This window comes from Polaromonas sp. JS666 (assembly GCF_000013865.1).
Classification (GTDB): Bacteria; Pseudomonadota; Gammaproteobacteria; order Burkholderiales; family Burkholderiaceae_C; genus Polaromonas.
Genome location: NC_007950.1, coordinates 153,696 through 178,364 on the forward strand (window position 1 = coordinate 153,696; position 24,669 = coordinate 178,364).

A 24,669-nucleotide genomic window follows, 5' to 3' on the forward strand; every position below is an offset into this window, starting at 1 on the left:
GCACATCGGCATAGGGGGCGGCAGTTAGCCGCGCCCCTGCCACACCACCTGGCATGCGGGTCCGCACCAGGCGGTTCGAGAAGTTGAGGTCATGTGAGTCTAGGTATCCCAAGGTCGTCGAAGTATTTGACGGTGAGGACGCGATTCAGGCCCACTTCGCTATGTCCCCACCAGTGCCCAGCACCACCAGCAATTTGTGCGGCCAACTCATGTTTAGCACCGAGGCTTCTCAGGCGACTGTAAACAGTCGTTCCAACACGCCAATGCTTGAGCTGGATAGCACGGAGCCGGTGTCGCGTCCATGAATCCAAATCTTTGAACGTCTGAGGTGTTTGCGCGAGCCGAAAGTAAGACTTCCAACCCGGCAGGTACTCCTTCATTTGTTCCGCGATCTGAACCATGCCTTTGCCACCAACCCGTTTTGTGATGAGCCGGATGCGTTGCTTGAACGTGTCGAGCGCCTTGGGTGCGACAGCAATCTTTACCGTGTCCTTTGACCATCGCCGTAGGCAGTAGCCAAGGAACTTGCGGCCAAAGACCGGTCCCACTTCGGTTTTCTTCTCGTTCACCTTCAGGTGAAGCTTTTCGTAAAGCTTTCTCAGCGACAACAACACTCGCTCGCCCGCCTTCTGACTGCGCACGTAAACGTTGCAATCATCCGCATAGCGTGCAAAGCGATGCCCCCGCCTTTGCAGGTCTAGATCCACTTCATCCAACAGCACGTTGGCCAGGAGAGGCGAGAGAGGCCCACCTTGCGGCGTTCCTTCCGACCTATCCATAACCACACCACCCGCCATAATCCCTGCTTGCAAGTATTGTCGAATCAGCCGCAGAACGGCCTTGTCGGCAATGCGTTTAGCAAGCCTGTCCATGAGGATGTCGTGATTGACCCGATCAAAGAACTTCTCCAAGTCCACATCGACCACTACCTGGAAGCCTTCCTGCACATACCGCTGAGCTTGCAGCACAGCATCATGCGCACTCCGACCAGGGCGAAAACCGTAGCTGAATTCAGAGAATGTCAGGTCAATCATTGGCTGCAGAACTTGCAGCAAAGCCTGCTGAATCAGCCGATCAAGAACCGTCGGAATACCTAATTCCCGCATACCACCTGTCGGCTTCGGAATTTCAACGCGGCGCACGGCTTGAGGCCGATATGTCCCGTTTAAAAGCTCCAGCCGAATTCGTGACCAGTGAGTTTTAAGATATTCCGGGGTTTCTTCAATCGTCAATCCATCGACGCCTGCACTACCCTTATTGGCTTTGACGCGTTTCCACGCCGCTGCCATATTCTCACGCGATAGGACCTGCGTTAGCAAGCTTTCTCGCCCTAAGCCTTCCTGTTGTTGACACGCCGGACGTGCTTCATCACGAGCCAGATTAACGGGGGTTTCACCCGCGCCAATTGTGTCCCGCCCTGGTTTCCCAGGCTTCTGATGCGATGCACTTCCAAGTGTCATAACTTCCAGCTTTCCTTCTCGTTCGGCCCTTGACTGGTTGCCCAGCTACTACGGCCTCTGCTGACTTCTCGCACCGGCTTTCGCCGTCGCCCTTTCAGGCGTGAGACGAGATCTCCCCAGGTAAGAACGCAATCCTTCCCCGCACAACCGCCAGATCTACGCAATTTCACATTGACCACAAAAGCTTTACAGTGACGTGCCTGCTCGCCTTGATCCATCGCGCCTCGTATCTGATTCTTGTTCATCGGCTCACGGTTTCTTTCCACGCTTCCTTCCCACGCTCGGTCACCCTTGCGCAGTTGCGCTTCCATTCGCTCGCTGTGGCCAGCTCACGGGAGGACTTTCACCTCCGAGATCGCGCCCATGCTGGGCGCACACATCCTCCCGGCCCTGAAGAGACCGGGATTCCTGCTGAGTTGACATGAGCGAGATCGCTCATGTCAAAACATCGGAGGGTTCCTGCTTCACAGAGGCTGCATCGGAGCGCTTGCGCGCCGGTCGATGTCTGACCACCTCTCCACAGGCCGTGGCCGGAGAAGATTCTCCAGCCTGTGCCGCGCGCCCCGCGGCCCATTGTTCCTTCGCTCGCTGCAGGAGCACCTGCGCGGCGTTGAGGTCGGCGTTCGCAGCGTGGCCACAGGCCACGCACTTGAACAATGCCTGAGATTTGCGGTTCTCCGCCGCCACGTGGCCGCATGCGGCACACGTTTGGCTCGAGTAGGCCGGTTCAACCAGCACCAGCTGGCCGCCGCGCCACTGCAGCTTGTACTGGAGCTGTCGGCCGAATTCGCCCCAGGCGGCGTCCAGAATTGAGCGGTTCAGGCCTGCTTTCTGACGAATGTTTTTTCCGGGAGCGTCCTTCGTTCCCTTGGCGCTGGCCGACATGTTCTTGATCCGCAGGTCTTCCAGCGCGATGATCGGATGTCGGTCAGCCAACTCAGTCGTCAGCTTGTGCAACCAGTCTTCGCGCTGTCGCGCAATGCGCCTGTGCAAATCGCCGAGCTTGTAGACCGCCTTCTTGCGATTGGCCGATCCCTTGACTTTGCGGCTGACTGATTTCTGCGCCCGACGCACATACCGGGCCTGGCGCCTGAGCGCCAGCAATGGCTTGATCTTGACGCCAGCGCTCGTGGCGGCGAACACCGTCAGACCGACATCAATGGCCAGGCTGGGGTCCAGCCCTGCCGCTGGCAGGACATCTGGCAGCTCGACCTGGATGCTCACATACCAACGTGCGCCTTCTTTGCTCAGAGAGAGGTTCTTGGGCGTTCCGTCAATCACCTGGCTTTGGCGGATGCGCAACCAGCCCAGCTTCATGACCTTGATGCGCTGGTTGGGCTGGTCGATCTGAAAGTGCGCCGCCGCGGGAAATCGCAGACCAGGTTCCTCGCCGCGGCGCTTGAAGCTCGGATAGCCCCCAGCCTTGGCAAAGAAGCGCTGGTAGGCTTCATGCAGGCGCTTGAGCGCCTGCTGCTGCGGAGGAATGGGGGCTTCTGACAGCCAGATCGTCTCAGGCGCGTTGCGCCAGGTCGTCAGCCATTTGCACATCTCGGCGTAGCCGGCGTATTTTTCGCCTGCGGCATAACGCCGGCGCTGCTCTGCGATCGCCGCGTTCCAAATCCAACGCGCACAACCTGCACTGCGTCGCAGAGCTTTTTCTTGTTCTGGTTTGCAGCGAAGTTGGAATCGATAGGCGCGCAACATAGACATCTCACACGAGCGTAACGGATGAAGCAGGAATCACCAAGCAAAATGGCATCGAGCCGTTGTGCTTGGGCCGCTATCCCTCCCCGGCCTGAAGTCCAGGGCTTCTCGCGGAAGATTGGTGACGGGATACCTTGCAAGCCATTAGTTTAGAAATCGACGCGTCCGTCGAGACAGCTTCAGATCGCCTGCTATTGCTTTTAGGTCGCGCACAAGAACTTCTCTTTCTTCTCTTGCGCGCGCGATCTCTTCAGGCGAATCGGAGCCTGGTCCTATTTTCTCGTCGCGCGTGTCTTCTAGGAAACGCGCTGCGAGTGCGGCAAGTTGTGCTCGCGAAGCATTGGGAAACTCCGTCGCAAAAAGTTGCAAAAGTCCTTCAATATCGACATAGAGAATTTCGTCCGAGTCGTCATCCTTCTTGAACAGATTCATTTAGTACCCCCGTAGTGTGAGGAGAAAGGTCTCCCCTTCGAGGAACCAATGTAGTGATCCGTTGAAAGCCGTCAACGGATCGATCTGGTGTATCCGAACCCCTATGACCTGCCATGACACCCTCTGAACCGCTATCACGCCATGCCTGAATTTTCGTCAATGTTGTCCCTTTACGACGAATCGGCCTCCTGGCCGCTGTAGGGGGTTGGTGACGTACTTTGATCTTTGGCCGCAGGTGTTTCAAGCACTTCCGCAATTGAAGTATTGGCTGCAGTTCATGTCACTCTAAAGCCTTGAAACATCGCCTCTGTGTTAGTGGGCAAGGGTCTCCCACTGTGGTACATTCCTTCCATCTATTAGATCGGTTGCGTCCCGTCTGACGCCTGTGCTTCCTCACCGAAGCGATTGCCCCCAAGGGCTTATTTTCCTCAAGAGGTATTTCTATGGAGCAACTCAAGCTCTCGAAAGATTTCGCACGCAAGCCTCCGCCCTCAATGGCGCTGTGCTTTCAAAGAACCCCGCGCGGCCGGTTCGTCGGCACTCTGTCCGAATCGGAGCATGGCTACAGCGGGCACATCCTGGCGCCTTTGCATGCCGTGCTCCCTGAGGGGGCCAACCAGGCCAACCTTGGCGTGCTGCACACAGACAAGGCCAAGGCCCTCGTGCTGCTCGCTCTGACCGTTGCCAAGCAGTCATGGGACGGATCGATCGGTTTTGAGGCAACCTGCCTTCAGGACCACGACGAGTCCATCAAGCTGGCCTTCGAAACCTGGTTGATCGACTTGGTATGCCGCATGCGTGCTTCAGCCAAGTTCTCGCTCTCAACCGAGATTGATGAGCGGCGCGCGATGGCGAGTCGCATCCGTGCGGACGTTGCAAAGGAGCGTTCTAACCTTCTGCTGGCAGCGAGCATTCAGCGCTCCAACGGCCAAGGGAGTGTTCAATGAGCGCCAGCGCACAACACGACGCCATTGTTCTTTGCCAGCCGGCAACGGCTTACGACCCTGCGTTGATGAAGGCAACCCGTGGCGCGCGCTTCGAAGCGGCGCTGCAGGCATTCATCAAAAGCAAGGGCGAGGCCTGGGACGAAAAGTACCGTCGCGCCTTTGCGGCCGACCTGGTGGCGGACATGCTTCACTTCTGCGATCTGCATGGACTGAAATTCGAGGAGATCCATGCGCTGGGCAGCAACCACTACCGCAATGAGTGCGAAGACGACGCGGACGTCGTTCGGCTGAGGGTGATATCCTCGCTTCCGCCGATTCCACCCCACTGATGGGGCTAAGGCTCCCGGGTGATAACGTCACTCGGGGCCTTTAATTTTCACGAAGAGCCTTCAGTCAATCACCCCACCCTAAAGGACGGGGCTTGGAACTGAAAGGAACCAAGCCAGGTTGACCAGGGAAAGCGGTAATCAACCCGCTACGTTAGCAACAGGTCGTTCAGACACACCAGCGAATGCTTCCTCAGTTCGCTGCTCTGTAAGGTCTTGATCATGCTGGACAAAGGTAAAGGTCCGAAGGTCTTGATCGCAGCTCGCAAGGGCTGGAGCCGGTTGCTGACATTCCCGAGGGGAGCGTTCTGGAGCGTCGTGAGGCGCACCAGAGCCGTCACCAGGCCCGTAAGGGCTGACCGCTGGAAAGACGGCCTGGCTGCACAGTTTGCAGTGTGAATTATTGATGTCAGGAGTTGGTGTGGCAGTTTTCGTGTTGGACAACCAGGGCAAGGCATTGATGCCGTGCACCGAGAAGCGGGCCAGGCTGCTGCTGGCACGCGGCCGGGCGCGCGTGCATCGGCTGGTGCCACTGGTGATCCGGCTTGTTGACCGTCAGGCCGCCGCCTGCGACTTTCAGCCGCTACGGATCAAGCTCGATCCGGGCAGCAAGACCACCGGCGTCGCGCTGGTGAGGGATGTGGAATCGGTTGACGCGTCCACGGGTGAAATTCATAGTGGGGTAGCCGTCATCAACCTGCTGGATCTGGTCCACCGGGGCCGGCAGATATCCGAAGCCTTGACGGCTCGTCGTCAGATGCGCCGGCGCCGCAGGAGCAATTTGCGCTGTCGCGCACCCAGGTTCCTGAACCGCGGCAACAAGAAGTCCGGCTGGATCGCGCCCTCCCTGCAGCACCGGGTGGACACGGCCATGGCCTGGGTCAGGCGCATTCAACGCTGGGCGCCGGTGAGGGCCATCAGCTCCGAGCTGGTGCGCTTTGACATGCAGGCACTGCAAAACCCAGAAATTTCCGGCGTGGAGTACCAGCAAGGCACCTTGTTCGGCTACGAACTGCGTGAGTATTTGCTGGAGAAATGGGGCCGCCAGTGCGCCTACTGCGACGCCAAGGACACCCCCTTGCAGATTGAGCACATCCGGCCCAAGGCCTTGGGCGGCAGCAATCGCGCCTCCAACCTGACCTTGGCCTGCCAGTGCTGCAACCAGAAAAAGGCAGCGCGCAGCATCGAAGAGTTCCTGGCCAAAGACAAGAAGCGGCTCACCGGCATCCTGGCGCAAGCCCAGAAGCCTTTGCGCGATGCCGCAGCGGTGAATGTCACGCGCTGGGCCCTGGCCAATGCCCTGAAGGCCACCGGCTTGCCGGTGGAGCTGGCTTCCGGCGGCCGAACGAAGTTCAATCGCTGCACCCTGGGCGTGCCCAAGACCCATGCGCTCGATGCGGCCTGCGTGGGCCAGGTGAGATTCATCCAGGACTGGAGCAGGCCAACCCTAACGCTCAAGGCCATGGGTCGGGGCAGCTACCAGCGCACGCGCCTGGACAGGTTTGGCTTTCCGCGCGGGTACCTGATGCGCGGCAAGCGTGTGCAGGGCTTTGGCACCGGCGATATGGTGCGCGCCGATGTGCCCAAGGGCGTCAAGGCCGGGGTTCACGTTGGCCGAGTGGCGGTACGCGCCAGCGGCAGTTTCAACATCCAGACCCATCAGGGCGGAATCTCCGGTGTGGTTCAGGGCATCAGCCATAAGCATTGCCGGGTGACGCAGCGCAACGACGGGTATGGGTATTTCTTCAACCGGGCCGATCACACAGGGCGTGAGCAGGTATGGCCCAAGGCATCGGATGCTGCGCATCCGGCGCTCTACCTCCCCGCCATGAATGGCAGGGTTTCACGCGCAATCTGATGAAATTGACGACCCTATTTTCGCTGGTGCAGGCCGATGTTGAGCCGGCACTGGTCAAACTGCCAAACGCCCCCGGTGACGCCCTGTGTGTGGGCACCACGCGTTTTGACAGCAACCTGGACATGATCGCCACGATCAACCTCCAGGGAAGGCAGCTCAGCCCCGAGCGCCGCAGCACCGTCTACCGGCTGCTGCAGCTGCTCGGCGAAGCCGTCGCGCCAGAACAGCGCGAGACACTGCAAATTGTCCCGATGAAAGATGCTCCTTGCGTCCTGACCCGGTGATAAGACCCGAGACCCAAAGCCCAGCCCTAACCGGCTGGGTTTTTTTGTCTGGACTTTCAGCGTCAACGCTGGACGTTCTGAAATATACTGAGGGTGCTTAAACGCCGGCAGCTTCCCGTAGAAGCCAGCAACCGAGTAATCGGTTTTCTTCATCTTTTTGATGTTCATATGCCAAAAATCCATGAGTTAGATCGGATGGTGGTCGAGTTCGCCAGTCTTCTGGGGAGCGGAGATCACTATCCGTTGAGTGCAGAGAGCCAAATTTGGCTTGTAAGCGAAACGACCGAGCCAGCTACATCGCCGGTGTGGCGAGCAATCGGCAACATCCAATGGGCCTATTCGTTGATGGCCAGCGTCTGTCAGGAATTGGCCGTTGAAGCCGAACTGAAGCAGCGCCTCGTCAACGGCAAGCCCTTGAAGGCAGAGGATTACATCGGTCAGTGGCGCCTTGCCATGAAAAGCCCCCGAAGCCTCGCCGACCTGTCCGCCTATGGCATTCAGGTGCTGGGCAGGGTCGCCAAGCCCGTGAAGGGCCTGAAGGATGAGGCAAAGCGCAGCCCCGAGAAACACGTCGAAGAAGCGATGGAATCGCCTTTTGTCACCGAAAGGACCGACGACAAAGTTACCTGGACCGTTCCACTGACAAGTTTGGGGAATCTGAAGGCCTACATGGGCTTCGCCTCGATCTGGCTCTCCAGCGAGGTTTACCCTGACCAGGTGAATGAAGTTGCGGTTGGCCCGAGCGGTGCCAGGAACGCAGCCGCATCGGCCGGACTTACCTTCGACCTGTTCGCAGGAATGGAGCTCGCAGCATGAGTTCAGAGATCATTTACCACCAAACCTGCGTGAGAATCCCAGCAGAGCATGCGGGCGCGACCGAGGACCTGTTTGTGCATGCAGTGCAGATGGGAAGCTCCAACTGCTATGAAATCGGCGCGCGCGGCGGATGCGGGCGGCGCTCGAGGCGCTGGCAGGCGATCGGCTTCGGGACAGCGACCGATGTATTGACCTGGGGAATCCGTACGGCCGGAGATACGGAAGGCGGCATGCTCAAGATGGGTAGCGCTTCCAGCTGGAGCACACCGGAGGCCTACATTCGGAAGGTGCGTTCACTGCTTGCGGCGGCCGCAACAACCGACATTCGCCTAGGGCACTCCTACAAAGGTGAGCGGGTGACCATACGCATCGAATGGCGAGAAATCGTCGAAGCAAATGCCAGCAAGAAGGTCACGGACTACGCCGTCAGCCAGTCCGACAGCGTGAAGGCTTTCTGGTCCCGATACGGCGCCGAGGAAGGGGCCAAGCGTTCAGCCTGGAACTTCTTCGAAGTCTCGGGGCCTGAACTGCGCTAACTGCACCGATAAAGCAGCCAGTGGCGCCATCTGGCTGCACAGCAAAAAAACCCTCCCGGCCGCAAGGCTTGGGAGGGTTTTTCATTTGCGCGTGGCGCTCAGTACACGAACAGTTCCGGGTTTGTAATACGCTGTGCCTCGTAGACCGTGAACAGCTCAAGGCGCAGTCTCGCCCCACTTGTGGCCTGGGCTACCGCTGTGCGAATTTGCAGAAGGTCCAAATTTGTCACCTTCCCCGATTCCCCTGATATCAAAAGGGCCGCCCCGCTGGCCATCAGCGTGCTGACCGGGTTGCGGGCTGCGCGTCTACCTCTGCCAGGTCCACAAAGGCACCTGCGCCATAGTCGAAACATTGGGCTTCGCCATCTTGCAATACGGACACGATCAGCATGGCCAAGGTGCCTATGTCGCCCTCAACCAGCTCGGCGGCGAGCTGCTGCATCGCAGCGGTTTCGACCGAAACGTCAGGCGACGTGGCCCGCTTGCTCACATACGTTCTGTCGTCAGCTGACTCGCGCTCGAAAACCACGAGATAGCTTGGCGCATGCGTCACCAGGACCTGGAATGCTCCCGCTGCCCCACGATCGAACGCCCGTTGAATGGCGGCGGTCAAATCAGCTATCGGCCCCGTGGCCTTTACTTCAACGCTGATGAAATATTTCATTTTTAAAACTCCTGAATGTGGAGAGCACCTGCCCTGAAGGGCATCGAAGTGCCCGTCCGGGTGGTTATTTTTCAGTTGCTTCGCACAGCACCACCGCCGATGGCGCTGGTGAGTCGAGCTTCGACAACAGCTCGGTCCGATGCACGGATCCTTTGCCTCGCGTCGAAAGCAGACTTTTCTGATTCAGACATTTCGTCGTAGACCTTGAACTGCGGCTTGTCTGGATCACTGCCTCCAGCCGCGACGCTTTTGGCCTCGGTAACGGCGACTTTCGTCAGTGGCGGGCCTTCGTTGGTTCAAGCGCAGATTTCAACGGTCAATTGACCGCTCTCGTCGAGTTCAAGCAGCACGGCATGGGTACCGATATTTACCCAGCCTTTGCGAGCTTGCGCATCCTCACTCGCTTCGAGCTTGACGATGTCCGATTCTTCGATTGTGAAAAAGCTGTTTTGTGACATTTCCCGATCTTTCAAAAATGTGAACGGGCACCTGACCCATGAGGGCAACTGGTGCCCGTCCGGGTTGATTTCTAGCTTAGTGGCCGACGTAACCAATCAAGAATTTATCCATCAGAACTCGGTAAAAGTACAACTCGTCACCAATTCCTTGGGCGCAATGACTGTGAAATTCTTCCCAGTTCGAGGTTCTGTCTTCTTCGGACAAAGCTTCCCACTCTTCCTCCGTGCCTGATTCAATGACTGAATCAGCCTGGTGTTCTGCTGCTTTCAGCATCCAATACGCTTCTGCGCAGGCATCGTTATGTTTCTCAATGACCTCAGAAACTTCCGAGTTTGTTGTTGTGGCTTGCATTGCTGCCAATGTAGCTTCGCAGGTAGCGAGGTTGACTCGGCAATTTGCGATATTCACCATGTCGTAAAGGTGTTGTCTCATGATTTCCCGATCTTTCAAAAAATGAACGGGCACCTGACCAAAATGGGCAGATGGCGCCCGTCCGGGTTGGTATTTGGTTTGAACCTGCAGAGGTCAAACGTCTCAGGCACTATGACGCAGTGCGAGCGGTGTGAACAACGCGATTCTAGTACGTTATTCGAAATATGTGGCCCCATTTTCTGGGCTAGCGCAACAGCCTCACCCAGTAACGCCCAGCCGCATCAACTTGAATCGAAATTGCGCCAATGGCCAGGCCTCGCTCGGCTGCAGCCTGGCCACCAGGGTCAGTCGGCCACAATCGGCGCCGGCGGCCGGCGAATAGCGCGTCCATGAGCTGGGCATCGATCACATTGACCACATCTGCTATCGGCGGCAGTTGGGGCCGTGTGACCTTCGCGGCGGCCGCGGGCGGCACTCCTAAAGCCTGCTCGACGGCAATACGGCGCGAAGCGAGTTTCGCCAAGAGTGACAAGTCAGCCTGTGCAATGTGAAAACGCCGTACGCCCAGCACCTTCCCCACCAGCTGGTAGACCTCTTTACGGGTAGACGTCTTTTTCCCGCGCCACAGCCGATCAAGCCATCGGTGCGTTTTGACGCGCTCTGCCCGCAATTCGGGGCCAGCCATGGTTCCCAGGGCGAAAGTGGTGCCGGGATGCACACCCACATAGCTGTCACATCCCGGGTAGGCTTCGCACATCCACGCGGGCACGCCGTTGGGCCCTTTGTCGGCGAGAACTCCGGACCCGCCGCAGGAGAGGCAGGTCACCGGCTTGGACCGCTTCTGACGCCGCTTTGCCTTGATGGTTTCCAGCTCGACCACTACGCTCCCGCGGTTTCCGCCATCTCTTCAAGTTCCGGCATCGTCACTTCCTGCAGGACGAAGTCATGAGCCGTCGGCACGAGGACAACCGGGATTTCTCCACCCATCACCCAGGGCCACCAGATCCTGGCGTCGGCTGCGGTCACGCCCGCCGGCATCAGCGCGGCTGCGCGCGGCAGGAGGCCGTCGCCGGCCGCCAGTGACGCATCGCGAATTACAACGATTTGGCCGGTAAGGCGAATCTGGGCCAGAGTCTCATCCGACGGCACGCTGTTCAGGATGATGGCGGATTCAAAGGTGTTGCGCAGCCAATCTGGCTGGACCTGGCGGACATCGGCCCATTGCGCGCCATTGAGTTGCGTAGCCGGCGAGCATTCTGCGGTAATGGCGGACCAGCAGAGCCCCGTCATGAACTCGAGCTGCAGGTTGAGCTGGCGTGTGAGTTCGCCGTTCTCGGCGACCAGGCCGCCCATCCGCACCTTCGAATAGGTCGTTTCGATCACCTGCTGGTTTGCGGACAGGCGCGACTCGATCATTTTCAGGCGCGTAAGGCCGTCATTGAAGTCAATCACCGTGGGCGAAAAAGAATTGCTGAATTCAGAAAAATCTTGCTTCACAAGCATGCTCCTTTAGTTGAAATAGCCCCGGCCTGGCAAGGGCTCGGGTAGGTGTTCAAAGCTCCAGATATTTTCAGGCATCATCCTTTGGCAGCCCAGCGTAATCCACCTTGTGCTGCACGGGGATGACGTCCTTGCGCTGGGTGCCACCGCCATCACGGTCTCGGCGCAGCGCGGCGCTTTGCTGATGGTCCGCCACCGCCATGGCGCGTTGGTCGATGGTCGCATCGTCCTCGTACGCGTCCTCCAGTGGAATCCAGTCTTCAATCTCAAGTTCCTGGCGCCAGGAGGAGCCGCCGCCGGCGGGTGGCTGCGCACCGGCCTCGGCCTGGCGTGGATCGCGCTGCTGGCCACCTTCCTGCCGGTAGCGGGCCTGTTTGGCCTGGATTGTGTCCATAGCCCAGCGATCCAGCTCCTGCGGCGTTTCTGTCGGCGCCAGCGGAAAGGGATAGTCTTCCAGCGGTTTGTTGTCCTCTGGATCCCATGCGACCGTGAGGCAGCGCTCGATCACGCCCAGGCCAATCACCCCGTGCGCATGTTGCTGCATCGACTTCAGCAGCCGTTTTGCAAGCCGTCCGCTCGCCGCCAGGTATGCCTCCGTGGAAAGTTCAACCGGTAGAACTACGGTCGCAGGATCCCCGCGAAGCATCCGCTTCTCCCCTTTGTCGGTATTTTTGGCTGCGGCAAAGGTCGCGACCGCCACCCGGCTGACGGCCTGGGCCAGCGCCTCCAGGTGGCCAGGCTCCTTACTGTCCACTGGCACCGGGTCAATCGGCTCATTTCCAATGTCCAGGTTGAAGGTCCAGAATCCCGCCTGGTCATTGGTAAAGGTGAGCCCCCGGCGATAAAAGCCCGTCTTGTTCTTTTGCCAGAACCGGGCGAGCGCCTTGCGCCGCGCGGCCATGGCACGGATTTTGGTCTTGGAGGCCGCCTTCTCATGCGCCTGGATCTGCTCGACTCGTTCCGCCCCACGAGGCCCGGACCACAGTTTCACATCCTCGGCGATTTTTTTCGATCCGGTTGTTTCGAAAGCGTGCATCGCCTGGGCTTTGGAAATGGCTCTGGGGTCGATAGCCCCACCCCCATCGTCGAGGAGCGTCTTCACCCGCTTGACCAGAAATGGTGCCAAGGCAAAGGCCAGGTCCGGCACCTCCACGAGCCTGCCCGAGATGGTCTCCACGGCCGTGGTCTCTCCTTCAAACGGCCGCTTTGGGTCCCCGGTCATGTACCGATGCAACGCACTCAGGGCGACCTCGAACGCAACCTCTTCGGCCGGCTTGTTCGCGATGTCGTCTCGGGAGATCCGGAGCAGCTCGACGTTGCAGACCCAGCGGTGCGGGGGCCAGCGATACATCACCAGCCCGCGAACCGGGAAGGAGTTTTTTTCAGTGACCCATTGACGGGTCATCGGTGCAGGAGGACGCATTTCAGATTCTCTAAATTAGGTGGAGTCCGGGTCTCCCCGAAACTGGCTGAAGCATCAGCTTTTCTCGATTATCGTTCAGTCGAGGATTGCCGCTGGAGTGACCGAATTTTGCGGCTTGTGCGCCGTGCCGTAGTAGTCAGCGCCGAAGGCCATTGAAGTTTGCGCAATGGACGGTACTCTGAAAATATGAAAATAGACACCATCGCATTGCTACGCCACTTCCCTTACGAGTTCGCGCAAACTGAGGACATCGAGGGCAACGCCCAAATTGGCTTTCTCCATGCCGAATCGGGCATGTCCATCAGCGACGTCACGGAAAGCTGCTATGGCCGCTTTGCCGGTACACCGGAGATGTACGACCTGACCAAAGAACAGTTTGAGGGGTTCCAGGTGCTCGGGAAACTCGTTGATTCCGCCACAGTGGCCGGCGTTACCGCGCTCACGGAGCGGGCCCACGCAGGGCTGTGTCAAACCGGAGACGACTTGGCCGGCATTGGCGCGCATTTCGACGACGCCGGGGTGTCCATCAGGGTAGTAGCCGTCCGCTACCTGGTCGCCGAGCTCAATTACGCGCGTGGTCGAGCCTAATTCTCAGACCGCTTCGCAGCATCTCGTCCCATTGTGGCTACCGCGCCGCCGCGCGCGCGTATTGACCCCTACAGGATCTCAGCCTGCAGCCACTCCGGTGGAGTAGCCCGGTGGAACCGGACGTTCTCCCAGTAGACACGTGCTTGGGCGCGCACAGCTTCCCTGTGATCTTCCCTGTGATAGCGCCAGCCAAGGTTGGACTGGCGGCGCGGAAGATCTCCGGCCTCGGCCCAGCGGATCAGGGTCGTGGTGCAGACGCCCGCCTCCGCAGCCCCGCCATTGAGCATCAACCAATCCTTGCTCAGCGGCTTTTCCCGTCTCGGGCGCGCCAAGGCCTCCTTCAGGCGCTGAATCATGGGTTCGGTGATGTACAGGCGCCGGCGGTCCCATTTCGCCCTTGTCACGCGGATGGTGCCGTCCTGGATGCGCTCATGCACCCACTGTTCGGTCGTTTTGAGCGCCGCAGCCGCGCCCTCTATGGTGTAGCCCTCGCGGGACTCCAGCCGTTTGATCAGAATGCATGGGAACGCTGCGGCAACCTCGGTCACATGGCCCTGCCCCGTGAGAAGATCCTCAACTGCCCCGCCGCACACGTGCAGTGCAAGGCGGACGCCGGGCTGTTCCTGGGCCTGCAGGGCCAGTTTGCTGATCCAGGACAAACTTGGATACTGTCCCTTTCCCTGCTTCGAGGTGCTGTACAGCACGCCGAACTCGACATAGCTGTGCCGGCGGGAGACTTCCTGCAGCGTCTCGAAGGGGACGCCCGCATCAATGCCTGTCAGCGTGCAGCAGACCAAGCGCGGCCTGAGCGAGTGGCTCGACTTGGCGGCAACGCCGGGTGCCGGCGCAGCGCGGGCCTCCAGCGCGGCCCAGTGTTTCTGGAATTTGTGATTGGTGATGACGGTCATGGATTTCAGGATCCCTTATTTCCGAGAAATGGATTTGCAGTGGTCGCCGGTGCGGCCGTGACGACGTGATCTGGAAGCCCCGTCTGTTGCTGCAGGTGCTGCAGCACAGGCTGCAGCAGGGCGAGGAGCGCCTCCGCCTTCGCCAGCCCTTCCTTGTCATGCGTGATTTCAATCGAGCCGGTGACGATGACCCGGTCCAGACGGTTCTCGACGGTCATCTGGTCGACCGTGACCACGGACGATTCATCCGCAAAGGGTTTAAATGAGAGTGGCATCAATATCTCCGATTTGTGATTGAGCGAACCATCTGGGCCATCAGTGATGCGCCCGAGGGAAGGTGGGGAAAATCTGGCTGGCTGGGCGCGGCTTTATTCTTGCCTTGAGCCCCGCCATAGCCGTGGGGGGTTGGCGCCGGCAACGACATCGCCGATGCTTTGACCTTTGCGGGCACGCCCGGCAGCAGATCGAGCCCCGCGCGGGCCTCCAGCGCGGCCACGCTGATGACCTGGTAGTCCATCGTGGCGGTATTGCGGGCGACATAGGCACCGGCCTGCTGGCGCGCCGGGTCATAGACCAATTTGTAAAGCGATGTCGGCACCATGACGCGGTTGTTCAGCGTCAACAGCCTGTTTCCCTCGAAAAGTGGGCCGGTGATGACATAGACGGTACCGCGCTTCTTCGCATAGGTCCTGACGGCCGACTCGACGCCTTCCCAGAGGCCGCGGTTCATGTTGGAATCCTGCGGGACCATGTTGGCCATCGTGAAGCTCTGCTGCTGGGCGCGCGGCGTGGGCATGTTTCCGGAAGGGCTCATGTGCCCACGGTCATAGCCGGACCTGCTGTAGTCACGCAGTTCGGCCCGCTCCGAGGCCGGAAGCTGCGTTTCCGGGTGGAAGTTGTTCTGTCGCACCATGCCGCGCGCCTGGTCCAGCTGGCCGGCCGACAGCTTTTCCGCAGACCAAAGCGGCGTGCGGGTAATGCCGGAGTGCAGCACGGCAAACTGGTCGTAGCAGAGCGTTCGTGCCTGCTTGGACATGGCCGGGTTCGTGATAGTCGGCGGCTGGCCCCCGGCAAAGTGCTCTGCGCACGCAAATGCCCAGGTGGAAGCGGAAAGCAGCAGCGCGCCGGCGGCCGCTAGGATGCGTTTTAGGTTCATGGTTGCTGGCTTTCGTTTTGTTTGGTAGCGTGGCTCGATTCGGTGGACAGGTGGGCCGCAGGCATGCTGTCAGCCCCGGGGGCCCCATCTGCGGTAAAGAAATAGGCGGCAGTGACCAGAAGGACTGCGGCGAGCATCCAAAGCGCGCCGCCCGATTCAGCCGATTCGTCCAGTCCTGGATATTGGGCTGCGCTGGTTTTTGTTGAAACAGATTTCATAAATTCAGAATAGTTGGTTGCGTTGAAACTTCAAGTCACTCGGTCTGCCGGCGCGGTCATGCCGCCGCTCGCGGGCCAAAATCCGGAGATGGTCGAAACAGCCAGGAAAACAAATCATCGTTCTCAGCGAGCCCCGGCGCCTGCGGAGGGAATGCTGTTGCGCCTGCCTGCGGCACTTCTGGCAAATGTGTTTGCTTCGAGTGTTTGGCCGCGTACCGGACACGCTTGGCCGCAGTCGAAGGGCTGTTCGTGTAGCAGGCCTTGCACCACGAATGCGGCCTTCCCTTCGTGAAGAAGAAGAAGAACTCCGGGTCGCGCGGCCAGAACTCCTGGCTGCGCGAGCAGAAGATTTCCGTGCCCAGCTCAGTTTCTATCGTCGCTCGCGTCATTGCCCAAGATCCTCGGCCGCGTTCAGCCACCGGTGGGGAGCGCTCCCATACCCGAGGCGCACATGTGCGCGAACAGCAACGATGGTCTTCATGATGGATCCCTTAAAAAAGAGCCCACGTTGGGCCAGTTGGAGATCACCAACCCAAAGGTCAGCGACAGGCTGCTAAAAGCGCAGCTGGCTACGAGGCATTTCTGCCCCGTGCGGCAATTATGCCGAATTTCTTCCCAAAATCTGTACCACTTGGAGTGACAAGCTTCGCGATTGAAACCTCAACTCGCTCTGCGACCCTGACCGTGTCTGCTGGGACAGTTACGAAATGCGCGTCAACGGGCTTTGGAAATGGCTTTCATGATGTCGCTCCAAATGCCAATTCGCTCCCATAGGGCATGTTTTCGCAAGTATGCAATGCAGGGAAGAATGTCGGTGACTCGATACCCTCCCAGGTCTAAATCTGGGTTACCAACTGACGGCGGAAGCGCCTCATCCCACCCATCAAACGTCGGCCACGGCATCACACGCTGGCTCCCGTTGCCATGCATCACACGAATCCATCCCTGACCGTCTGGCCAGTGGAAATATGCCATTGAGGACATTGGCTTCACCCATCCCCACGGGATGGCCTTCGCAGTGGCTTGAGCCGGCACTTCGGCCGCACGAAGCTGTCGCAGATATGCGCTTCTTGCGTCAAACCTCGCTTGACGATCCGCAATCGCTTTACGGGACCGTTCAAGCACTTCAAGCCGCCTTGCGCGGATGGCGTTTTCCTCATCTTCGAAAATGGCGAGCAGCTGAGCGGTGTTGTGCACAAGCAATAGACGCTGCTCTTCAGTAAGCCTTCGCCCAGCTCCATTTGCCGTATACGCGGGCTGTATGTGCGGTGCGGAACCAAAACGCTTTTCAAAGCAGGTAGAGCCCATCACCATGATCTGGCCGCCACCAACGTCCACAACATGGATGCGTTTGTAGACGCCATGGCCGCAACCAGGCTCCTGACATTGAACCTTTTGCGCTTCGTCAACTTCAACGATCGCGAGCAGTTTTGTTGGGTTATCGGAGGCGGTTGTGGAATGCATGATTTTCGGCGTCGGCCACGGCGGCGTTATTGGTCGCTCGCTTGTTTCGCTTGCAGCTTGGCGGCCGCCCCTTCCTTGCGCCGTGCAAACGGGTGCGTCTCCAGGTGGTTCAGCAGCCGTTCCTTCTGCGCGTCCAGCATCTGACTGTCGCGGATCATGTCGGGCCACAGATCCTGCGCCCGGGCCACGGTTTCACGTATGACTTTGGAGCAAGGTTGTTCAGCAATGCCCAGCAGGTTGCAGAAATCGCGAAGCGCCGCTGGGCCCAGAGTCCTGGATACCTTGTGCTTTGCTGGATCCTCGGTACGGTAAAGCGCGAGCGCGTTGCCCTGGCCGGTGATGTAGACCGACCAGGCCACGATGTCAAAGGCCTTGGAAAGTACCGGGTTGCGCCCGTCCGGGTACAGCAGGCAGAAATTCTTCAAATGGGCATCCAGATTGCCCATCAGCTCATTGATGGCAATCAGGCGCAGCATCTCGTGCACTGCGGTCAGCCCCAGGGTGTCTGGATATCGAAGCATCAAACCGGCCATGGCGGCGTAGGTGGCGCCGGTGTACTTGTTGCCTGGATCAACGCCCAGTGCCTGCGCGAAATCCTCGCAGTGAATGCGCTTGCCGCCGTCCCGGTCAAATCGGGTGACGGCCAGGAAATTGCCGCTGCCGCCCAGTGTGTAGCCATGCTCAAATTTCAGCATTTCCAGCGACACCAATTTGTGTTCGCACACATTGGCGCCCGCGGCCTGGGCCAGTGACAGGCTCAAATCCTCGACTTCGGGCAGCATGGGCCGGTCCACCTGGGGCAGCTTGCCAATGATGCGGGTCACGCCATGGCGCTTGCGCGCCACGTAGCGCCCACCCTGCTCGATCAGGCCCACCTTGGGCTGCATGCCAGAAATCGACACGCCAAGCGGCAATGGATCCGCAGTGACTGACATTTCCAGCGCGTCGTTCTCCTGCGTGACGAGGCGAGCCAGTTCTTCGCGGGACAGCACTGCCGGCATCGCCTTCACCGCGCCTGGCAGATCCAGTCCGCTGGCCGCAAACAGGGCGAAGTGATCGTCTTCCCTGCAACCGCGCTCCTGTGCCAGGTGGGCGCGGAACAGCCCCTCTGGCAGCATGTTTTGGCAAAATACGGGCAGGCGACCATCGGCGCCATTGAAGATCGGGGCGCTGATGTCTTTCCACAAGGACGCTTGTTGCGCCGGATCGCGGGCGCGCATGCTGACCGACAGGGTGTCCTGTTTGGGATCGTCGGCAAAGGCATCGTCTGCCACGAACCGGACAATGGGACTGGTGGTTCCGTTGGCAAAGCGGAAAAGTTTGCCGGCAGGCCGGTCGTTCAGGAATATGTTGAGGACTTCGACGTTGAGCATCACAGGCTCCTGAGTTCGTCAGTCATCGTCGATACGCCCTGGCTTCGGGGTTGGTTGGCGCCCGCCAGTGCGCGGGCCATTTCACGCGGCACCAGCATCACTACCTGGTCGTTGGTTTCTGCGATGGCCAGCAATGTGGTCACGTTGAAGTTGTGCACGCCACTCAGGGCGCGGCTCACACTCTGGCGGGTCAGGCCCGCCTTGGCGGCCAGATCCACGTCGGTCACGTCCTTTCGCCCCTGGCGAAGGCTCTCGGCGATGTCTTTCAGTGTGTTCATTTAAGTTAACAAATTCTGATAGTGTTTCATTAATATAACATGACTGACCCTAAACCATCAATCAGTACTGTTAATTAAAAATAACATATTTTGATTTTGTTAGCTGGATAGAACAATCTAAATACATGCCCGGATGCCGGGTAAACCGTCCCTCCAGGGCGTCGATGGAATGCGCTGGGTCTGACTGCCAGCGAGACGCAGCTGGGCAGCTATGCCGGGAAATTGCGCTGGATCTGGAGCAAGGTCACGGCCGAGCGGCGCGGCGCGCGGGGGCGAGTTGTACCCGACTCGAGCCTGGCTGCTGTACCGGGTGCTGGCATGCTTATCGTCCATTTCAAAGTCCGCCGCCGGCTTCCAGCTCATCAAGCCCCTTGACGCCTGCAGGAGCGATAGCGATTCCTTTAGTTCGGCTGGCGACCCTTTGCGAGCCAGGCACCCGCAATGAGCTCCTGAGGCCCATGGTGATCGTCGGGGACATCCTGATGAACGCCCACAGCATGGTGATTCACGGGACGGTAGTGGTGGGACGCAGCGAGCGGCCAAAGGCCAAGGTGGAACACTTCACCGTCCGCTGGCTATGCAAGTTCCCGGGCGCGCCGGCGGTCCTGAATACAGAGAAGCTCCGGTCCCGCCGGGACAAGATCAAGGCCGACATGCTCCGGGATGGTTTTCACAAGGCCTACGACGACATTGCCGACCGGCAAAGCACGTATGGCCCGGTGGACGACTCGATAGCGTCTTGAAATCCCACCCACCGGTATCAGCGCTGGATGGTCAGGCGAAAAGCCCAAGCCGGAGTTGATCCCCAAATGTTGTTTCATGCTCTGAGTTGCCACCGACATCCAGCGCGTCATCTCCGCCGAGCGGTGTGAAATCCTGTTGGCGGCCCGCACAGTGGGCCATTACGCGCGCGCCAAAGTCATTTCCCATCGAATCTCAGTAGTGTCCGGTTAAAAGTTGAACAGATTCAACTGGTTATCACCAAGCGGTGTTTCTGGAATTGGGAAACCGAGCTGCAGGGCGCATGAGAGCTGAGTTTTCTCGAAGATCGAGACGGAAAGAATCTGTAGCAATGTGTAGAGCGAGGCATCGAGTTGAAGCTCCTTCTTGACGATGGCGATGAGCACGTAGGTGCAGACGGCGCACCAGATTTGCGTTTTCACGGCGTTCTCGCTCGTGCCCAGAAATTTCTTGATCCGCAAATGCTGCTTGATCCACTTGAAGAACAACTCCACCTGCCAGCGGCTCTTGTACAAAGCGGCGATGGTCAGCGCTGGCAGGGTCGTGTTGTTGGTCAGGAACACCAGCGTCTTGCCCGTCTCGGGGTCTTTGAAGCGAATGCGGCGCAACTGCTCGGGGTAGTCCTTGCAGACGTAGAAGCCATTCATCGCAATGCTCTGATCGCAGATCACGCCAGTCGCCCTGTCGGTCTGAGCCGAGTACACCCGCCTGGCGTTCATGCCGCGCTTGGCGCGTGTGACGAAGAAGGCGCCGGCCTGATGCATCTTGTACAGGCGAGCGAAGTCCAGATAGCCACGATCCATCACGTAGAAGGCGCCCGCCTCGACGGGCAGGAAGTCCAGCACGTTGACATCGCCCATCTTGCCGTCGCTGATGTGGATGAAGGCGGGAATGGAGCCGCGCAAGTCCAGCAACGTGTGCATCTTCACGGCTGCCTTGGTGCTGCGAAACGGGGCCCAGTCGAACAGGCTCAAACACAGATCGATCGTCGTTGCATCCAGGGCGTAAACCGTATTGGTCAAGTCCAGCCCCAAGTCCTCTTCGCGGTAGAGCTTGCGGGCTCGTCGAATGAGCAAGGCCGCGAGGTCGGACCAAATGCGCCAATCCCGCGAGTCGTTTGCGTCGGCCAAAGTGGATCGATGAACGCTGTGGCGCAAACCCATCGAATAGAGCTTGCCGGCGTTCGCTCCCAGCGTCACCTCGATGTCGCGCAAGGACTCGCGCCAAGTCAACTGCGCAAACGCCATGACGCGAAACTGTTCGGCGCAATTCATCCTGCGTACCCCGGCGTCTCCACCGTGGCGCTGCACGATGCGCGAAAAACTCGTCCATGGAACAAACTCCATGACCTGCGCAAACAGCGTCTTGCCGACATTCATGGCCAATCTCCCAGGGCATCAATCCCGGGAAATTACACAAAAATGAGAAATCAAGTTTCAAATCGGCACCAAACAAAATCGGCCTCCAGGCCGCGCCAGTATTGGCTTTCACGTGAATCCAGACGGATTTAACCGGACACTACTGATCGAATCTGCGGATGCGACGCAATCCAGCAACTTCAAATCAGCCAGGCATGCACCCTTGACGCTAAATAGGTGAAAACTTGACTTCCCGGGCCTGCTAATTGACAGGGAGACGGCATCCCAACATCATGCGGCCAATTTCAAAGACAGCTGCACGTCGAGGGTCGGTCACCACGCCCAGGACCCGATCTGTGCTGATTTCACGATAGGTCTTGCCGTCACAACGCACACGCTGCAACAGAGGTGTCATGTCAAAGACCTCGGTGGCCACGACTTCGCCCTCGCTCATCAGAATTCCGGCCGTAATGGAGTGGTTGCCGCCACTCACAAAGCCGATGCGCCATGGCAGCAGGAGAGAAATCGTGCGGTTGTCTTCATCCTGACACCAGGGCCCAAGACTTTTGCCCGTACCTATCGATGCCAGCGCATTGAAATAACTGGAGCGTTTCCAAACCGTAGGCAGCAGTACATCACGTCCGAGGGTCAGCACCTCCCGTGGCTTGTTTCGTAGGTAGTAGTCCGACTGGTTTTCAATCCGAAAGAAGAAGTCCCAATACCTGATTTCAGCCGGTGCAGCATGCTGCACCCGTTCAACCACTGCGACCATATGCTCAGCCTGCAGGGGCAGGAGCAATGCCCGGACAAGCTCACGAAGGCCTAAAGGCGACTTTTGGGCGATGCTGTTGGCCATACCCATGATGTGATCGAACTTGTTGTCTTCGACCGCGGAAGGCACTGGTTTTGCCCATAGGGTCTTGAGTTTTTGAAGCATGCCTTTGTCCTGTCAGATGCCGTAGTTTTCAGGGTATTGGCCGGGTTTCACAATGAGATTCAGAAAGTGATGGGGCTGGAGCGTCATCTTGTTTTTGCGTGCTCGCTTTACCAGCGTGAACTGGCCAGCCTTGACTTCAACCAATAAACCGACTTCTTTGGGCAGTTCGTGGAGCTGGATCATGCCTTCTGGAGCGACGTAGTAAACGGCCTGCGCCAGCATCGCGTAGGCTTGGCGTTTTTCTGGCTTGGCTTTGTCGCTCAAAAAGTCTGCCCGCGACACCTTGACTTCATGAACGCACGGGTTTGCGGTCTTCATATCCAAAGTGGGGGCGATGGAAAACACATCCGGACGGACATGTTTCCAGAACTGGTAGGGTTCGCCCCCGGACGTCTTGAGGTCTTCGCTGGCCATCAGATTCTTGAATTGGATGTTCTCCCAGGTGATGCGGCCCTGCTCGCGCAGGTATTCAGCAACCCTCCCCCCCAAGTCATGGTGGACTTGACGCACAGACAAGTCATTTTGTCGGCGCTGGTGCAATGTAGCCAGCCCCAATTCCGTTATCTTGATCTTGGTGTATCCGCTGCCGGTGGCTTCCAGGACGATGGTTTTGAGGGCGATCAGATCCAGATCGATGGAATCCGGGGTGTACGAGAGGGAATGCCTGCCTTGCTGGAAGTAGAAGCGCAACCGTTTAACTTGATGGCGATTGAGGGGGGCCACTACAGGGTCGGCGGCGCTCGCGGCGCTGAGCACCCCGGGATCAGCCGCAACATCAAGGCCGATATCACCAGTCAAGGGGCGTCCTTCCCAGGTCGTTCACATGTGGCTTACGACGCCGCATAGTGCCCTGCCGATCAAGGTAGAGTACCCCGTCCAGCTTGGCTTGTTGCAGTGCCTGCATTACGTTTTTTTCTGCACCGTCAGGCTGATCCTGGACCATGGCTACATACTCCAGGTCTTTGAGGAGCAGCCGGACATCAGCCATTTCACCGACAAGAGCGCGGGGGGACTTGTCAGCGAATATCTCGCTCGGATAGACCGTGCAGCCTTGGAGGTAGCCCTGTTTCATCGCCTGATTGGCCAGTGCATCAACCACAGTGGCCAAGATGCCGCCAGAATCCAGCCCAGCCGACAGGCACAACTCGACCATTTCCTCCATGGCGCGTGCTGCAACGGCCGCAACAGTTCGTCGTGGACCAGAATTTGCCTCATGAAGGCTGTCCACCAGCTCGCCAATGTCGCTGGGTTGAGGAAGGCATGTTGCTGCCGTACTACTGCCCATGGTTGGCTGACTTGGGTTCATAAATGATTCCTCCCGGTAAGTTGCTCGATGTGATGTGATGTGATGTGATGACGAATATCAGCGCCGGGCGATCAGGCGAAAAGCCCAAGCCGGAGTTGATCCCCAAATGCTGGTTTTATCCTCTGTGCTGCAGCTGACATCCAGCGTGTCATTTCCGCCGAGCGGTGTGCAATCGTGTTGGAGCGGCCCGCACGGTGGGCCTTTACGCGCGCGCCAAAGTCATATGCCATCGAATCGGCCGAAGCGACGAAATCCAGCATCTTCAAATTAGCGAGGCATGCGCCCTTGACGCCAAAGAGGTGCAACCGGGAGTCCGCAGGAATCTGGCCTTCGAGGGAAGCCAAAATGGCGTGAAGACCGTGCGTTGGGTGATTGAGCGTGCGCCGGCACATTGAGCCGACACCGATCAGCGCCGGTGTGGCAAGCCACGGCTGCCAGCGCTCCCAGACCTGCATGAGGAGGTCAAGGCTTCGGAGATAGTCCCCAGAACTCCATCCTTGCAGAACTGGAACCGGTGGTTTGACCATGTTGGCCACCGTCGTTGCCGTGCAGGATCTCGCCAGGGCGTTCTGCCACTCGTAGACCATTCGCAGCGACCCTTCGAGCAGAGTTGCCGTCGCGGCAATTCGGTAGTCGATTTCAGCCTGGCTTGTTGCGATTTCAGGTTCGCAGCACAGATCCGGCTGAGACCACCAACTGACGCCCATGAGAGATGCCAGTTCGACGTATTGCTCGAAGCGCCATGGGAAGACTTTGGCGATACCTGCCTGATCGCCTTTTGCCTTCCACAGCTTCATGGCCGTAAAACCAGCCGAATCAAGGGCAAGGTCGAGTTCATGCAAATTGGACGCATCGGGGATCTGAAAGCTTGATGTTGCCGGGTTCCAGAATGCACTGGCGCTGACCATAACCGGGTAGCCTTCGTTGAAGGCATGGAAGGCAAGGCTCCCACCCCTGTTCGGAAGACCAACGCGCATCATCATGTCGTCTGCAAGATGTGCATTGAGCTGACCAACAGGCATGCCAAACATTTCCATCCTCGATCCCTCAATACTTGAACACGCAGGCGTGGTACTGCCGCCCGAACTGCAAACCGGACGCAATCACATCTGCCGGCTCACATTGCTTTTGCGGCCAAAAGCCGCCGTTGTAGGTGTCATTGGTGTCCTGCATAGGCACGTGGATAGCAGGCCGCTTCGCCCAAGCCGGGTCAAGGCCCCAGGCGCGATGCCGAGCAAACTCAACAGGGGTGAATGGCCCGGCCACGTCAGCCAGGTCAGGCAACAGCATCATTTCAAACCAGCGCGAGCCGTCTCCAAAGCGATCTTGCTGCTCGACCCGTTTGCCATCAATGAAGAAAGTGGTGTTAGGCATTGGAGTCCTCCCAGCCCCGCTCCACGCAGGCAAGTGCGGGCTGGCCGTTCAAAAAGCCTCGCCTTCTTCATAGTTAAAAGTGCACACTGTCGGCGGCCTGCGGCATGACAGCTTGCGATTTGGTGCAAGTTGCGCTTTTTGGCAAGTCCTGCGGATCTGGAACCTTCCAGCGGCCGTCTTCATGCCC

At 58.7% G+C, this 24,669-nt stretch carries 31 protein-coding genes; 8 read left to right on the top strand and 23 right to left on the bottom strand.

From position 1 onward, the window contains the following. Positions 1-89: 89 nt before the first annotated feature. The 3 genes from ltrA to BPRO_RS29160 all read right to left on the bottom strand — a co-directional run bounded on the left by ltrA (position 90) and on the right by BPRO_RS29160 (position 3,596). On the bottom strand, positions 90-1,460 hold the full coding sequence (ltrA, locus tag BPRO_RS26975) for a group II intron reverse transcriptase/maturase (RefSeq protein WP_011486229.1): 1,371 nt from the start codon (positions 1,458-1,460) through the stop codon (positions 90-92). 435 nt (positions 1,461-1,895) lie between these two features. After that, complete coding sequence (locus BPRO_RS26980; RefSeq protein WP_041390661.1) at positions 1,896-3,170, bottom strand: RNA-guided endonuclease InsQ/TnpB family protein; 1,275 nt, start codon at positions 3,168-3,170, stop codon at positions 1,896-1,898. A gap of 138 nt (positions 3,171-3,308) precedes the next feature. After that, entirely contained in the window at positions 3,309-3,596 is a 288-nt protein-coding gene (locus BPRO_RS29160) for a hypothetical protein (protein ID WP_011486232.1), read from the bottom strand. Positions 3,597-4,039: 443 nt separating this feature from the next. On the opposite strand from BPRO_RS29160, the gene BPRO_RS26985 reads away from it, so the two are divergent. The 6 genes from BPRO_RS26985 (at position 4,040) to BPRO_RS27015 (ending at position 8,363) form a co-directional block, all read left to right on the top strand. Further along, on the top strand, positions 4,040-4,543 hold the full coding sequence (locus BPRO_RS26985; RefSeq protein WP_011486233.1) for a hypothetical protein: 504 nt from the start codon (positions 4,040-4,042) through the stop codon (positions 4,541-4,543). Beyond that, positions 4,540-4,872, top strand: a complete 333-nt coding sequence (locus BPRO_RS26990) for a hypothetical protein (RefSeq protein WP_011486234.1) — start codon at positions 4,540-4,542, stop codon at positions 4,870-4,872. Before BPRO_RS26985 ends, BPRO_RS26990 begins: the two co-directional genes overlap by 4 nt. A 418-nt stretch (positions 4,873-5,290) precedes the next feature. Continuing rightward, positions 5,291-6,727: an RNA-guided endonuclease IscB gene (gene iscB / locus BPRO_RS27000; protein WP_041390665.1), complete on the top strand. Its 1,437-nt coding sequence runs from the start codon at positions 5,291-5,293 to the stop codon at positions 6,725-6,727. After that, complete coding sequence (locus BPRO_RS30005; RefSeq protein ID WP_041390666.1) at positions 6,727-7,011, top strand: hypothetical protein; 285 nt, start codon at positions 6,727-6,729, stop codon at positions 7,009-7,011. Before iscB ends, BPRO_RS30005 begins: the two co-directional genes overlap by 1 nt. Before the next feature lie 168 nt (positions 7,012-7,179). Continuing rightward, the gene (locus BPRO_RS27010) at positions 7,180-7,827 is read left to right on the top strand and encodes a hypothetical protein (protein WP_011486237.1); all 648 of its coding nucleotides are present in this window, start codon (positions 7,180-7,182) and stop codon (positions 7,825-7,827) included. Further along, on the top strand, positions 7,824-8,363 hold the full coding sequence (locus BPRO_RS27015) for a hypothetical protein (protein WP_011486238.1): 540 nt from the start codon (positions 7,824-7,826) through the stop codon (positions 8,361-8,363). Before BPRO_RS27010 ends, BPRO_RS27015 begins: the two co-directional genes overlap by 4 nt. 274 nt (positions 8,364-8,637) lie before the next feature. On the opposite strand, the gene BPRO_RS27020 is transcribed toward BPRO_RS27015, so the two are convergent. From BPRO_RS27020 to BPRO_RS27040, 6 genes are all read right to left on the bottom strand, one after another. Next, positions 8,638-9,027: a hypothetical protein gene (locus BPRO_RS27020; RefSeq protein WP_011486239.1), complete on the bottom strand. Its 390-nt coding sequence runs from the start codon at positions 9,025-9,027 to the stop codon at positions 8,638-8,640. A gap of 296 nt (positions 9,028-9,323) precedes the next feature. Further along, positions 9,324-9,485: a hypothetical protein gene (locus BPRO_RS30010; RefSeq protein WP_157046071.1), complete on the bottom strand. Its 162-nt coding sequence runs from the start codon at positions 9,483-9,485 to the stop codon at positions 9,324-9,326. A 76-nt stretch (positions 9,486-9,561) separates the two neighbouring features. Continuing rightward, positions 9,562-9,918, bottom strand: a complete 357-nt coding sequence (locus BPRO_RS27025) for a hypothetical protein (protein ID WP_041390670.1) — start codon at positions 9,916-9,918, stop codon at positions 9,562-9,564. A 184-nt stretch (positions 9,919-10,102) separates the two neighbouring features. Beyond that, positions 10,103-10,738, bottom strand: coding sequence for a zinc-finger-containing protein (locus tag BPRO_RS28275; RefSeq protein WP_011486242.1), 636 nt, complete (start codon positions 10,736-10,738; stop codon positions 10,103-10,105). Continuing rightward, positions 10,738-11,355: a hypothetical protein gene (locus BPRO_RS27035; protein ID WP_011486243.1), complete on the bottom strand. Its 618-nt coding sequence runs from the start codon at positions 11,353-11,355 to the stop codon at positions 10,738-10,740. The genes BPRO_RS28275 and BPRO_RS27035 overlap by 1 nt, the downstream gene beginning before the upstream one ends. A 73-nt stretch (positions 11,356-11,428) precedes the next feature. After that, positions 11,429-12,781, bottom strand: coding sequence for a hypothetical protein (locus BPRO_RS27040; protein WP_011486244.1), 1,353 nt, complete (start codon positions 12,779-12,781; stop codon positions 11,429-11,431). A gap of 186 nt (positions 12,782-12,967) precedes the next feature. Between BPRO_RS27040 and BPRO_RS27045 the strand changes: the two genes are divergently transcribed. Continuing rightward, the gene (locus BPRO_RS27045) at positions 12,968-13,369 is read left to right on the top strand and encodes a hypothetical protein (protein ID WP_011486245.1); all 402 of its coding nucleotides are present in this window, start codon (positions 12,968-12,970) and stop codon (positions 13,367-13,369) included. Positions 13,370-13,437: 68 nt separating this feature from the next. Here the strand turns inward: BPRO_RS27045 and BPRO_RS27050 are convergent, their stop codons facing one another. From BPRO_RS27050 to BPRO_RS27085, 8 genes are all read right to left on the bottom strand, one after another. Continuing rightward, positions 13,438-14,277, bottom strand: a complete 840-nt coding sequence (locus BPRO_RS27050) for a hypothetical protein (RefSeq protein ID WP_011486246.1) — start codon at positions 14,275-14,277, stop codon at positions 13,438-13,440. Between the two features lie 5 nt (positions 14,278-14,282). Continuing rightward, positions 14,283-14,552, bottom strand: a complete 270-nt coding sequence (locus tag BPRO_RS27055; protein ID WP_011486247.1) for a hypothetical protein — start codon at positions 14,550-14,552, stop codon at positions 14,283-14,285. Further along, positions 14,552-15,433 (bottom strand): DNA/RNA non-specific endonuclease, encoded by an 882-nt coding sequence (locus BPRO_RS27060; protein ID WP_011486248.1) that lies wholly within the window; start codon positions 15,431-15,433, stop codon positions 14,552-14,554. The genes BPRO_RS27055 and BPRO_RS27060 overlap by 1 nt, the downstream gene beginning before the upstream one ends. Further along, positions 15,430-15,651 (bottom strand): hypothetical protein, encoded by a 222-nt coding sequence (locus tag BPRO_RS27065; RefSeq protein WP_041390675.1) that lies wholly within the window; start codon positions 15,649-15,651, stop codon positions 15,430-15,432. Before BPRO_RS27065 ends, BPRO_RS27060 begins: the two co-directional genes overlap by 4 nt. Before the next feature lie 56 nt (positions 15,652-15,707). Beyond that, the gene (locus tag BPRO_RS27070) at positions 15,708-16,040 is read right to left on the bottom strand and encodes a hypothetical protein (protein ID WP_011486249.1); all 333 of its coding nucleotides are present in this window, start codon (positions 16,038-16,040) and stop codon (positions 15,708-15,710) included. A gap of 325 nt (positions 16,041-16,365) precedes the next feature. Next, positions 16,366-17,115 carry a hypothetical protein gene (locus BPRO_RS27075; protein ID WP_011486251.1) on the bottom strand — a complete coding sequence of 250 codons (750 nt, stop codon included), beginning with the start codon at positions 17,113-17,115 and terminating at the stop codon, positions 16,366-16,368. A 26-nt stretch (positions 17,116-17,141) separates the two neighbouring features. Then, complete coding sequence (locus BPRO_RS27080; RefSeq protein WP_011486252.1) at positions 17,142-18,488, bottom strand: type II toxin-antitoxin system HipA family toxin; 1,347 nt, start codon at positions 18,486-18,488, stop codon at positions 17,142-17,144. Next, positions 18,488-18,766 carry a helix-turn-helix domain-containing protein gene (locus BPRO_RS27085; protein ID WP_011486253.1) on the bottom strand — a complete coding sequence of 93 codons (279 nt, stop codon included), beginning with the start codon at positions 18,764-18,766 and terminating at the stop codon, positions 18,488-18,490. The genes BPRO_RS27080 and BPRO_RS27085 overlap by 1 nt, the downstream gene beginning before the upstream one ends. Before the next feature lie 458 nt (positions 18,767-19,224). Between BPRO_RS27085 and BPRO_RS30015 the strand changes: the two genes are divergently transcribed. Then, the gene (locus BPRO_RS30015; protein ID WP_041390677.1) at positions 19,225-19,509 is read left to right on the top strand and encodes a hypothetical protein; all 285 of its coding nucleotides are present in this window, start codon (positions 19,225-19,227) and stop codon (positions 19,507-19,509) included. Between the two features lie 207 nt (positions 19,510-19,716). On the opposite strand, the gene BPRO_RS27095 is transcribed toward BPRO_RS30015, so the two are convergent. From BPRO_RS27095 to BPRO_RS27120, 6 genes are all read right to left on the bottom strand, one after another. Further along, entirely contained in the window at positions 19,717-20,886 is a 1,170-nt protein-coding gene (locus BPRO_RS27095; protein WP_011486255.1) for an IS4-like element ISPosp4 family transposase, read from the bottom strand. 241 nt (positions 20,887-21,127) lie between these two features. Next, positions 21,128-21,802 carry a DUF6710 family protein gene (locus tag BPRO_RS27100; protein ID WP_011486256.1) on the bottom strand — a complete coding sequence of 225 codons (675 nt, stop codon included), beginning with the start codon at positions 21,800-21,802 and terminating at the stop codon, positions 21,128-21,130. Between the two features lie 12 nt (positions 21,803-21,814). After that, the gene (locus BPRO_RS27105) at positions 21,815-22,600 is read right to left on the bottom strand and encodes a hypothetical protein (protein ID WP_011486257.1); all 786 of its coding nucleotides are present in this window, start codon (positions 22,598-22,600) and stop codon (positions 21,815-21,817) included. Then, positions 22,590-23,108 carry a hypothetical protein gene (locus BPRO_RS27110; RefSeq protein WP_011486258.1) on the bottom strand — a complete coding sequence of 173 codons (519 nt, stop codon included), beginning with the start codon at positions 23,106-23,108 and terminating at the stop codon, positions 22,590-22,592. Before BPRO_RS27110 ends, BPRO_RS27105 begins: the two co-directional genes overlap by 11 nt. A gap of 71 nt (positions 23,109-23,179) precedes the next feature. After that, complete coding sequence (locus BPRO_RS27115; protein WP_011486259.1) at positions 23,180-24,145, bottom strand: DUF7221 family queuine tRNA-ribosyltransferase-like protein; 966 nt, start codon at positions 24,143-24,145, stop codon at positions 23,180-23,182. A 10-nt stretch (positions 24,146-24,155) separates the two neighbouring features. Further along, positions 24,156-24,482: a hypothetical protein gene (locus BPRO_RS27120; RefSeq protein ID WP_011486260.1), complete on the bottom strand. Its 327-nt coding sequence runs from the start codon at positions 24,480-24,482 to the stop codon at positions 24,156-24,158. Positions 24,483-24,669 lie beyond the last annotated feature (187 nt).

Excerpts from the sequence above, each read along its gene's own strand:
- ltrA (WP_011486229.1), bottom strand. The coding sequence starts at position 1,460 with ATGACACTTGGAAGTGCATCGCATCAGAAGCCTGGGAAACCAGGGCGG.
- BPRO_RS26980 (WP_041390661.1), bottom strand. The coding sequence starts at position 3,170 with ATGTCTATGTTGCGCGCCTATCGATTCCAACTTCGCTGCAAACCAGAA.
- BPRO_RS29160 (WP_011486232.1), bottom strand. The coding sequence starts at position 3,596 with ATGAATCTGTTCAAGAAGGATGACGACTCGGACGAAATTCTCTATGTC.
- BPRO_RS26985 (WP_011486233.1), top strand. The coding sequence starts at position 4,040 with ATGGAGCAACTCAAGCTCTCGAAAGATTTCGCACGCAAGCCTCCGCCC.
- BPRO_RS26990 (WP_011486234.1), top strand. The coding sequence starts at position 4,540 with ATGAGCGCCAGCGCACAACACGACGCCATTGTTCTTTGCCAGCCGGCA.
- BPRO_RS30005 (WP_041390666.1), top strand. The coding sequence starts at position 6,727 with ATGAAATTGACGACCCTATTTTCGCTGGTGCAGGCCGATGTTGAGCCG.
- BPRO_RS27010 (WP_011486237.1), top strand. The coding sequence starts at position 7,180 with ATGCCAAAAATCCATGAGTTAGATCGGATGGTGGTCGAGTTCGCCAGT.
- BPRO_RS27015 (WP_011486238.1), top strand. The coding sequence starts at position 7,824 with ATGAGTTCAGAGATCATTTACCACCAAACCTGCGTGAGAATCCCAGCA.
- BPRO_RS27020 (WP_011486239.1), bottom strand. The coding sequence starts at position 9,027 with ATGAAATATTTCATCAGCGTTGAAGTAAAGGCCACGGGGCCGATAGCT.
- BPRO_RS30010 (WP_157046071.1), bottom strand. The coding sequence starts at position 9,485 with ATGTCACAAAACAGCTTTTTCACAATCGAAGAATCGGACATCGTCAAG.
- BPRO_RS27025 (WP_041390670.1), bottom strand. The coding sequence starts at position 9,918 with ATGAGACAACACCTTTACGACATGGTGAATATCGCAAATTGCCGAGTC.
- BPRO_RS27040 (WP_011486244.1), bottom strand. The coding sequence starts at position 12,781 with ATGCGTCCTCCTGCACCGATGACCCGTCAATGGGTCACTGAAAAAAAC.
- BPRO_RS27045 (WP_011486245.1), top strand. The coding sequence starts at position 12,968 with ATGAAAATAGACACCATCGCATTGCTACGCCACTTCCCTTACGAGTTC.
- BPRO_RS27050 (WP_011486246.1), bottom strand. The coding sequence starts at position 14,277 with ATGACCGTCATCACCAATCACAAATTCCAGAAACACTGGGCCGCGCTG.
- BPRO_RS27055 (WP_011486247.1), bottom strand. The coding sequence starts at position 14,552 with ATGCCACTCTCATTTAAACCCTTTGCGGATGAATCGTCCGTGGTCACG.
- BPRO_RS27060 (WP_011486248.1), bottom strand. The coding sequence starts at position 15,433 with ATGAACCTAAAACGCATCCTAGCGGCCGCCGGCGCGCTGCTGCTTTCC.
- BPRO_RS27065 (WP_041390675.1), bottom strand. The coding sequence starts at position 15,651 with ATGAAATCTGTTTCAACAAAAACCAGCGCAGCCCAATATCCAGGACTG.
- BPRO_RS27070 (WP_011486249.1), bottom strand. The coding sequence starts at position 16,040 with ATGACGCGAGCGACGATAGAAACTGAGCTGGGCACGGAAATCTTCTGC.
- BPRO_RS27075 (WP_011486251.1), bottom strand. The coding sequence starts at position 17,115 with ATGCATTCCACAACCGCCTCCGATAACCCAACAAAACTGCTCGCGATC.
- BPRO_RS27080 (WP_011486252.1), bottom strand. The coding sequence starts at position 18,488 with ATGCTCAACGTCGAAGTCCTCAACATATTCCTGAACGACCGGCCTGCC.
- BPRO_RS27085 (WP_011486253.1), bottom strand. The coding sequence starts at position 18,766 with ATGAACACACTGAAAGACATCGCCGAGAGCCTTCGCCAGGGGCGAAAG.
- BPRO_RS30015 (WP_041390677.1), top strand. The coding sequence starts at position 19,225 with ATGGTGATCGTCGGGGACATCCTGATGAACGCCCACAGCATGGTGATT.
- BPRO_RS27095 (WP_011486255.1), bottom strand. The coding sequence starts at position 20,886 with ATGAATGTCGGCAAGACGCTGTTTGCGCAGGTCATGGAGTTTGTTCCA.
- BPRO_RS27100 (WP_011486256.1), bottom strand. The coding sequence starts at position 21,802 with ATGCTTCAAAAACTCAAGACCCTATGGGCAAAACCAGTGCCTTCCGCG.
- BPRO_RS27110 (WP_011486258.1), bottom strand. The coding sequence starts at position 23,108 with ATGAACCCAAGTCAGCCAACCATGGGCAGTAGTACGGCAGCAACATGC.
- BPRO_RS27115 (WP_011486259.1), bottom strand. The coding sequence starts at position 24,145 with ATGGAAATGTTTGGCATGCCTGTTGGTCAGCTCAATGCACATCTTGCA.
- BPRO_RS27120 (WP_011486260.1), bottom strand. The coding sequence starts at position 24,482 with ATGCCTAACACCACTTTCTTCATTGATGGCAAACGGGTCGAGCAGCAA.